This window comes from Streptomyces sp. URMC 123 (assembly GCF_051386515.1).
Lineage (GTDB): Bacteria > Actinomycetota > Actinomycetes > Streptomycetales > Streptomycetaceae > Streptomyces.
In genome coordinates this window covers 1-7,539 of the sequence record NZ_JBPQTV010000314.1, presented here as the reverse complement: position 1 = coordinate 7,539, position 7,539 = coordinate 1, and the positions used below count along the sequence as shown (strand labels likewise).

Below are 7,539 nucleotides of genomic sequence, written 5' to 3'. Positions count from 1 at the left end.
GGCCTTCGGCCGGGGGAGCTCGTGGCGCTCACGTGGGCGACGGTCACGTCACGGACAACCCACAACGTGGGCGTCGCGCAAACCCGCCAGGGAAGGGCAGGCTAAGGCCGGGCGGGGCCGGGGCCACACGAACCCCCGGCGGGAAGACGTAGGGGGAACCTGATGTCACTGCCGCTGCACGCCGGCGACCCCGCCGAGGTCGGCGGCCACCACCTGGTCGGCCGCCTCGGCGCCGGCGGCATGGGCGTCGTCTACCTCGCCCGCTCCGCCACCGGCCGCCACGTCGCCGTGAAGGTCGTGCACAGCCAGTTCGCGGACGACCCCGAGTTCCGCGACCGCTTCCGCCGCGAGGTGGCCGCCGCCCGCCGCGTGTCCGGCGCGTTCACCGCGCCCGTCGTGGACGCGGACGCCGACGCCGTACGGCCCTGGATGGCCACCCTCTACATCCCCGGCGACACCCTGGGGCAGCGGGTCGCGCGCCGCGGCCCGCTGGCCCCGTCGGAGCTGCGGTGCCTCCTGATCGGCCTCGCGGAGGCACTGCGCGACATCCACCGGGCCGGCGTCGTGCACCGCGACCTCAAGCCGGCGAACGTGCTGCTCGCGGCGGACGGCCCCCGGGTCATCGACTTCGGCGTGTCCCGCGCCGTGGACTGGGAGGCCCTGACCCAGACGGGCCGGCTCATGGGCACGCCGCCGTTCATGTCCCCGGAGCAGCTGACGTCACCCCTCGAAGTGGGCCCCGCCTCGGACGTGTTCTCGCTGGGCACGGTGCTGGTCCACGCGGCGACGGGCCGCAACCCGTTCGACGGCGCCAGCCCGTACGAGACGGTCACCCAGGTCGTGGAGGGCGACCCCGACCTCTCCGGCGTGCCGGCGGGGCTGCTGCCGCTGGCACGCCGCTGCCTGGCGAAGGCGGCCAAGGACCGCCCGACCCCCGAGGAGCTCCTCGCCGAGCTCCGCGCCTGGTCCCCACCCGAGCCCGAGCCGCGACCGGAACCCATGCACGTACCGCGGCCCGAACCCGTACCGGAGCCCACGCCGGGGCCCGAATCCGTACCCGAGCCCACGCCAGGGCCCGAGCCCGAACCCGTACCCGAGCCCGAACCGGAACCCGCGCCGGAGGCGAAACGACCACGCCGCGCCCTCGCCGCCCTCACCGTCGTGGCCACCCTCGCCGCCCTCCTCGGCGGCGGCCAGCACCAGGAGCGGCACACCACCACCGACGCCCCGGCCGCGGCCGCCGGAACCGCGGCCGTCCGCCCCGCCGGCTGGAAGCCCTGGCAGCGCGCCCCGGAGACCCGGCGGACGCAGGCCCCGCGCTGCGTGCCGCGGGGCGAAAGCCTGTACTGCGTGAGCAAGGACTGGGCGCACGCCAAACGACTGCGGCTGGCCGACGGCCGCGCGGTCTGGGAGGACGGCGGCGACGACCCGCTCGGCATCATCGGGGTCACCGACGACCTGCTGTACGTGTACGCCGTCCCCGCGGCCCTGCCCGCCTCGTTCGTCGTACAGGCCATCGACGTGGCCACGGGCGCCGTCCGCTGGCGGAGGTTCGCGGGCCCCGAGGTGGCGGTGACCCTGGTGGGCGGGCACCTGCTCGCGCTCTCGCAGGACAGCACGGAGCTGACGCTGCTGGACGCGGCCACCGGCTCCCCGGTCGCGCACCGCAAGCTCACCGCCGAGCGCTGCACGTTCCGTACGGCCGTCGGCGTGGTGTACGAGATCTGCGCGGCCAAGGGGAAGGACCAGCGGATCGCCACGAGCGTCAGCGCGCTGGACCCGGGGACACTGGCCCGCACCTGGTCGGTGAGCCACGGCGGGGAGCTGGACTTCCTGGGCCACCACGAGGGCCGGCTGGTCCTGGCCCGGGCGCAGGAGGGGCGGTACGCGGAGATCGTCGGCGTCGACCTGGCCGAGCGGCGCGTCGTACGGACGCTCCTCGACGACTATCTGGAGGACGCGCGGCTCCGCCGCCCGGGCGGCGGCGTGCCCAGCGGACGGCTGGATCTCGTCGACGGGGTGCTCTACGGCCGGAAGGACGGCCGGCTCCTGGCGATCGACCCCGACACCGGGGCGACGCTGTGGGCGAGGCCGCTGCCCGCCCCCGAGGTGTCCGTCCCCGTGACCGGCGGGGACACCCTCTACGAGGTGTCCGCGGCGGGCGCGGTGATGGCGCGGGACCGCGGGACGGGCGTGCTCCGCTGGACCACGCAGGGGCACGGGCGACAGCCGGGGGAGACGGCGTACGAGGGCCGGCCGGCGTACGGGTCACTGGTGGGCGACGTCCTCTACGCCACGACCGCCACCGGCACGATCTTCTCACTGGACGTCACCGAGCCGTACCGCCGCCCGGAGCGGACACCGGTCGTACGGGACGCCACCGACGGAAACCCGCCGAACGCCTCCGGAAACGCCACCGGCCCGGTCCCGCGAACAAATCGCCGAACCGGGCCGGAGGCCACGGAGCGGGCGACGGGAATCGAACCCGCGTAGCCAGTTTGGAAGACTGGGGCTCTACCATTGAGCTACGCCCGCGCGCGCCGCCGTCGATCATGAAAGCGGTCTCGAAAGCGTTCATGAGAAGCGATCATGAGAGCCGCGGCACGGACTGCATCCTAGCGGGTCCCGCCCGCGCCGCGCACACCACCTCTCGCGCTCCCGTACGCCCGCGGTAATCCGGCGGCCGGGGGACTCCCGGCCATGTACCCTACGTGTCGCACCAGACGGGGTGTGGCGCAGCTTGGTAGCGCGTCCGCTTTGGGAGCGGAAGGTCGTCGGTTCGAATCCGGCCACCCCGACCGTCAAGATCACATTGTGGGGCGCCTCCGGCTTGCCGTTACTATGCAAGCTGCGTGCCCGTGTGTCTCCCCTCTACCGGGACCAGCCGGGCGCGATCCGCTGAAGAGCAGCAGCCGTCAGCAGAACCCCAGAAGTCAGCCCCAAGGAGACCGAACCGTGAAGAGCGCCGTGGAGAACCTGAACCCGACCCGGGTTCGGCTCACTGTCGAGGTGCCCTTCGAGGAGCTCAAGCCCAGCCTCGACGCGGCGTACAAGAAGATCAACCAGCAGGTCACGGTGCCCGGCTTCCGCAAGGGCAAGATCCCGGCCCGCGTGATCGACCAGCGGTTCGGCCGCGGTGCGGTGCTGGAGGAGGCCGTCAACGACGCGCTGCCGAAGTTCTACACCGAGGCGGTCAACGAGGGCGACCTGAACCCGCTGGGTCAGCCCGACGTCGACATCACCGAGCTGAAGGACGGCGAGCTGCTGGCCTTCACCGCCGAGGTGGACATCCGCCCGACCATCGAGATCCCGGACTACTCCGGCATCGAGGTCACCGTGGACGCCGTCGAGGTCAGCGACGAGGACGTGGAGAAGTCCGTCGAGCAGCTCCGCGAGCGCTTCGCCTCGACCTCCCCGGTCGAGCGCGCCGCCGCCGAGGGCGACGTCGTGACCGTGGACCTGGAGGCCAAGGTCGGCGGCGAGGTCCTCGCCGACGGCGTGGCCAAGGGCGTCAACTACACCATCGGCTCGGGCGAGCTCCTCGACGGCATCGACGAGGCCGTCAAGGGCCTGGAGGCCGGTGGCTCCGCCACCTTCACCTCCGAGCTCAAGGGCGGCTCCGCCGCCGGCCAGGAGGCCGAGGTCACCGTCCAGGTCACCGCCGTGCAGACCCGTGAGCTGCCCGAGCTGGACGACGAGTTCGCCCAGATGGCGAGCGAGTTCGACACCCTCGAGGAGCTCAAGGCGGACAGCCGCAAGCGCCTGGAGCGGATGAAGAAGTACGACCAGGCCACCCAGGCCCAGGAGAAGGTCCTGGACGAGCTGCTGAAGCTCGTCGAGGTGCCGATGCCGGAGAAGCTGCTCGCGGACGAGATCAACACCCGCAAGCACAACCTGGAGCACCACCAGCTGGGCCAGATGGGCCTGGACCTCGACAAGTACCTGGAGATCCAGGGCAAGACCGCCGAGGAGTTCGACGCCGAGCTCAAGGAGCAGGCCGAGAAGGGCATCAAGACCCAGTTCATCCTCGACGAGCTCGTCTCCAAGGAGAAGCTGTCGGTCGGCCAGGAGGAGCTCACCGAGCACCTGATGCGCCGTGCGGCCAGCTCCGGCATGAGCCCGGACCAGTTCGCCAAGGCGGTCGTCGAGGGCGGCCAGGTCCCGATGCTCGTGGGCGAGGTCGCCCGCGGCAAGGCGCTGGCGGCGGTCGTCGAGGCGGCGACGGTCAAGGACACCAACGGTGAGGTCGTCGACCTCGACGAGGACGACGACGAGACGGCCGAGACGGTCGCCCCGGCCGAGGCCGAGGCCGCGGCCGAGGAGAAGTCCGAGGCGTAAGCACCGGTACGACGGGCCCGGACGCGTGAGCGTCCGGGCCCGTCGTCGTTCCGGCCCGGCGCCCCCGTACTGCGCTCACAGCGAACAGTTCTCGATGCGGGATGGCGCCCGCCGACCAGCGCGTTAGGGTCCGTAGATACGAGGGCAGGGGAGTCCCCGCGAGCGGCCCCGGCGAGCGGCCGGGTCACCTCCCCGCACCTGACGAAGAAGACGCTGTGACGGCCTCAGGCCGTCCGACAACGAGCAGGGTGGATACGTGACGACTCTGATGCCTTCCGCCGCCGCTGAGCCGACCATGGGTGGCCTCGGCGACCAGGTCTACAACCGACTGCTCAACGAGCGGATCATCTTCCTCGGCCAGCAGGTCGACGACGACATCGCCAACAAGATCTGCGCGCAGCTCCTGCTCCTGGCGGCCGACCCGGACAAGGACATCTACCTCTACATCAACTCGCCGGGCGGCTCCGTCACCGCCGGCTTCGCGATCTACGACACCATGCGCTACATCAAGAACGACGTGGTGACGATCGCGATGGGCCTGGCGGCCTCGATGGGGCAGTTCCTGCTCACGGCGGGCACCCCGGGCAAGCGCTTCGCGCTGCCGAACGCCGACATCCTCATGCACCAGGGCTCCGCCGGCCTCGGCGGCTCCGCCTCGGACATCAAGATCCAGGCCGAGCAGCTCCTCCGCACCAAGAAGCGGATGGCGGAGATCACCGCCCTGCACACCGGCCAGACGGTGGAGACCATCATCCGCGACGGTGACCGCGACCGCTGGTTCACCGCCGAGGAGGCCAAGGAGTACGGGATCATCGACGAGATCATCTCCTCCGCCAGCGGCGTTCCGGGCGGGGGCGGCACCGGGGCCTGATCCCGGCAGCCGGCACCCGAACAGCCCAGCCCCCAGCCCATCGATCGCCATCAGGATGGTGAACACCGAAATGAACAACTTCTCCGCCAGCGGCCTCTACGAGGGCCCGAAGGCCGAGTCGCGCTATGTCGTTCCCCGCTTCGTGGAGCGCACCTCGCAGGGTGTGCGCGAGTACGACCCGTACGCGAAGCTCTTCGAGGAGCGGGTGATCTTCCTCGGGGTGCAGATCGACGACGCCTCCGCGAACGACGTCATGGCCCAGCTCATCTGCCTGGAGTCCATGGACCCGGACCGGGACATCTCGATCTACATCAACTCGCCGGGCGGCTCGTTCACCGCGCTGACCGCGATCTACGACACGATGCAGTTCGTGAAGCCCGACATCCAGACGGTCTGCATGGGCCAGGCGGCCTCCGCCGCGGCCGTGCTGCTCGCCGCCGGCACGCCCGGCAAGCGGATGGCGCTGCCCAACGCGCGGGTGCTGATCCACCAGCCGTACAGCGAGACCGGCCGCAGCCAGCTCTCCGACCTGGAGATCGCGGCCAACGAGATCCTGCGGATGCGCAGCCAGCTGGAGGAGATGCTGGCCAAGCACTCCACCACGCCGATCGAGAAGATCCGCGAGGACATCGAGCGCGACAAGATTCTGACGGCCGAGGACGCGCTGGCGTACGGTCTGATCGACCAGATCGTCTCCACCCGCAAGAATTCGATCGGGCTCGGCTAGCCGTCGCGGCGTCGGTCAGATCCCCCTTGGACCGGGCGTGTTCCGGTCGCTCGGCGTCCACATGGATGCGAACCGCTCCAAGGGGGGCCCGAACGGGGGGCCAGGCAAGGTACCGTCGGGAGTGGGTTCCGGGGGCCGCGGCCGCAGCCGTCCGCTGAGGGCGGCCCCGGAAGACCCAGCAGGCACCAGGTTCCGTCGTGGACGACGGAACCCAGGCGAAGGGGAAGCACCTCGTGGCACGCATCGGTGACGGCGGCGACTTGCTCAAGTGCTCGTTCTGCGGAAAGAGCCAGAAGCAGGTGAAGAAGCTCATCGCAGGCCCGGGTGTCTACATCTGCGACGAGTGCATCGACCTCTGCAACGAGATCATCGAGGAGGAGCTCGCCGAGACCTCCGAAGTGCGGTGGGAGGAGCTGCCCAAGCCGCGCGAGATCTACGAGTTCCTCGAGGGGTACGTCGTCGGGCAGGAGGCCGCCAAGAAGGCGCTGTCCGTCGCCGTCTACAACCACTACAAGCGGGTGCAGGCGGGCGACACGGGTCAGGGCGGCCGGGACGACGGCATCGAGCTCGCCAAGTCCAACATCCTGCTGCTCGGGCCCACGGGTTCGGGCAAGACCCTGCTCGCGCAGACGCTCGCCCGCATGCTCAACGTCCCCTTCGCCATCGCGGACGCGACCGCGCTGACCGAGGCCGGGTACGTCGGCGAGGACGTCGAGAACATCCTCCTCAAGCTGATCCAGGCGGCCGACTACGACGTCAAGAAGGCCGAGACCGGGATCATCTACATCGACGAGATCGACAAGGTCGCCCGGAAGAGCGAGAACCCGTCGATCACCCGCGATGTCTCCGGCGAGGGCGTGCAGCAGGCGCTGCTGAAGATCCTGGAGGGCACCACGGCCTCCGTGCCGCCGCAGGGCGGGCGCAAGCACCCGCACCAGGAGTTCATCCAGATCGACACGACGAACGTCCTGTTCATCGTGGGCGGCGCGTTCGCCGGCCTGGAGAAGATCATCGAGTCCCGGGCGGGCGCGAAGGGCATCGGCTTCGGCGCGACGATCCGCTCCAAGCGGGAGATCGACGCGAGTGACCAGTTCCAGGAGGTCATGCCGGAGGACCTGGTGAAGTTCGGGATGATCCCGGAGTTCATCGGTCGGCTGCCCGTCATCACGTCCGTGCACAACCTGGACCGCGAGGCGCTCCTCCAGATCCTGGTCGAGCCGCGGAACGCGCTGGTCAAGCAGTACCAGCGGCTGTTCGAACTCGACGGTGTGGAGCTGGACTTCGACCGGCCGGCGCTGGAGGCCATCGCCGACCAGGCGATCCTGCGGGGTACGGGGGCGCGGGGGCTGCGGGCGATCATGGAGGAGGTGCTGATGTCGGTGATGTACGAGGTTCCGTCCCGGAAGGACGTGGCTCGTGTCGTCATCACGGCGGACGTCGTGCACTCCAATGTGAATCCGACGTTGGTTCCTCGGGAGCCGAGGGTCATCGGCAAGGGTGAGCGCCACGAGAAGAGCGCGTAGCGCGCGCGCTTGACGCCGACTCAGGGGCCCACGGCTACGCCGTGGGCCCCTGAGTCATTGGGGGGCGGGGCCTGCGGCCC

The 7,539-nt window shown here is 70.5% G+C and carries 5 protein-coding genes and 2 tRNA genes; 6 read left to right on the top strand and 1 reads right to left on the bottom strand.

Going from position 1 to position 7,539, the window contains the following annotated elements:
- Positions 1-162: 162 nt before the first annotated feature.
- A complete protein-coding gene (locus tag ACSNOD_RS25850; RefSeq protein ID WP_436769457.1) occupies positions 163-2,493 on the top strand; it encodes a protein kinase domain-containing protein in 2,331 nt (776 codons plus the stop codon).
- Here the strand turns inward: ACSNOD_RS25850 and ACSNOD_RS25845 are convergent.
- Positions 2,465-2,535: transfer RNA gene (locus ACSNOD_RS25845), tRNA-Gly, on the bottom strand. The genes ACSNOD_RS25850 and ACSNOD_RS25845 overlap by 29 nt on opposite strands.
- A 189-nt stretch (positions 2,536-2,724) precedes the next feature.
- Between ACSNOD_RS25845 and ACSNOD_RS25840 the strand changes: the two genes are divergently transcribed.
- From ACSNOD_RS25840 to clpX, 5 genes are all read left to right on the top strand, one after another.
- A tRNA-Pro gene (locus ACSNOD_RS25840) sits at positions 2,725-2,798 on the top strand.
- A 157-nt stretch (positions 2,799-2,955) separates the two neighbouring features.
- The gene (gene tig, locus ACSNOD_RS25835; RefSeq protein WP_436769456.1) at positions 2,956-4,338 is read left to right on the top strand and encodes a trigger factor; all 1,383 of its coding nucleotides are present in this window, start codon (positions 2,956-2,958) and stop codon (positions 4,336-4,338) included.
- A gap of 268 nt (positions 4,339-4,606) precedes the next feature.
- A complete protein-coding gene (locus tag ACSNOD_RS25830) occupies positions 4,607-5,209 on the top strand; it encodes an ATP-dependent Clp protease proteolytic subunit (RefSeq protein WP_436769459.1) in 603 nt (200 codons plus the stop codon).
- A gap of 55 nt (positions 5,210-5,264) precedes the next feature.
- A complete protein-coding gene (locus tag ACSNOD_RS25825; RefSeq protein WP_436769455.1) occupies positions 5,265-5,936 on the top strand; it encodes an ATP-dependent Clp protease proteolytic subunit in 672 nt (223 codons plus the stop codon).
- Between the two features lie 233 nt (positions 5,937-6,169).
- The gene (gene clpX, locus ACSNOD_RS25820; protein ID WP_436769458.1) at positions 6,170-7,459 is read left to right on the top strand and encodes an ATP-dependent Clp protease ATP-binding subunit ClpX; all 1,290 of its coding nucleotides are present in this window, start codon (positions 6,170-6,172) and stop codon (positions 7,457-7,459) included.
- Positions 7,460-7,539: the final 80 nt, after the last annotated feature.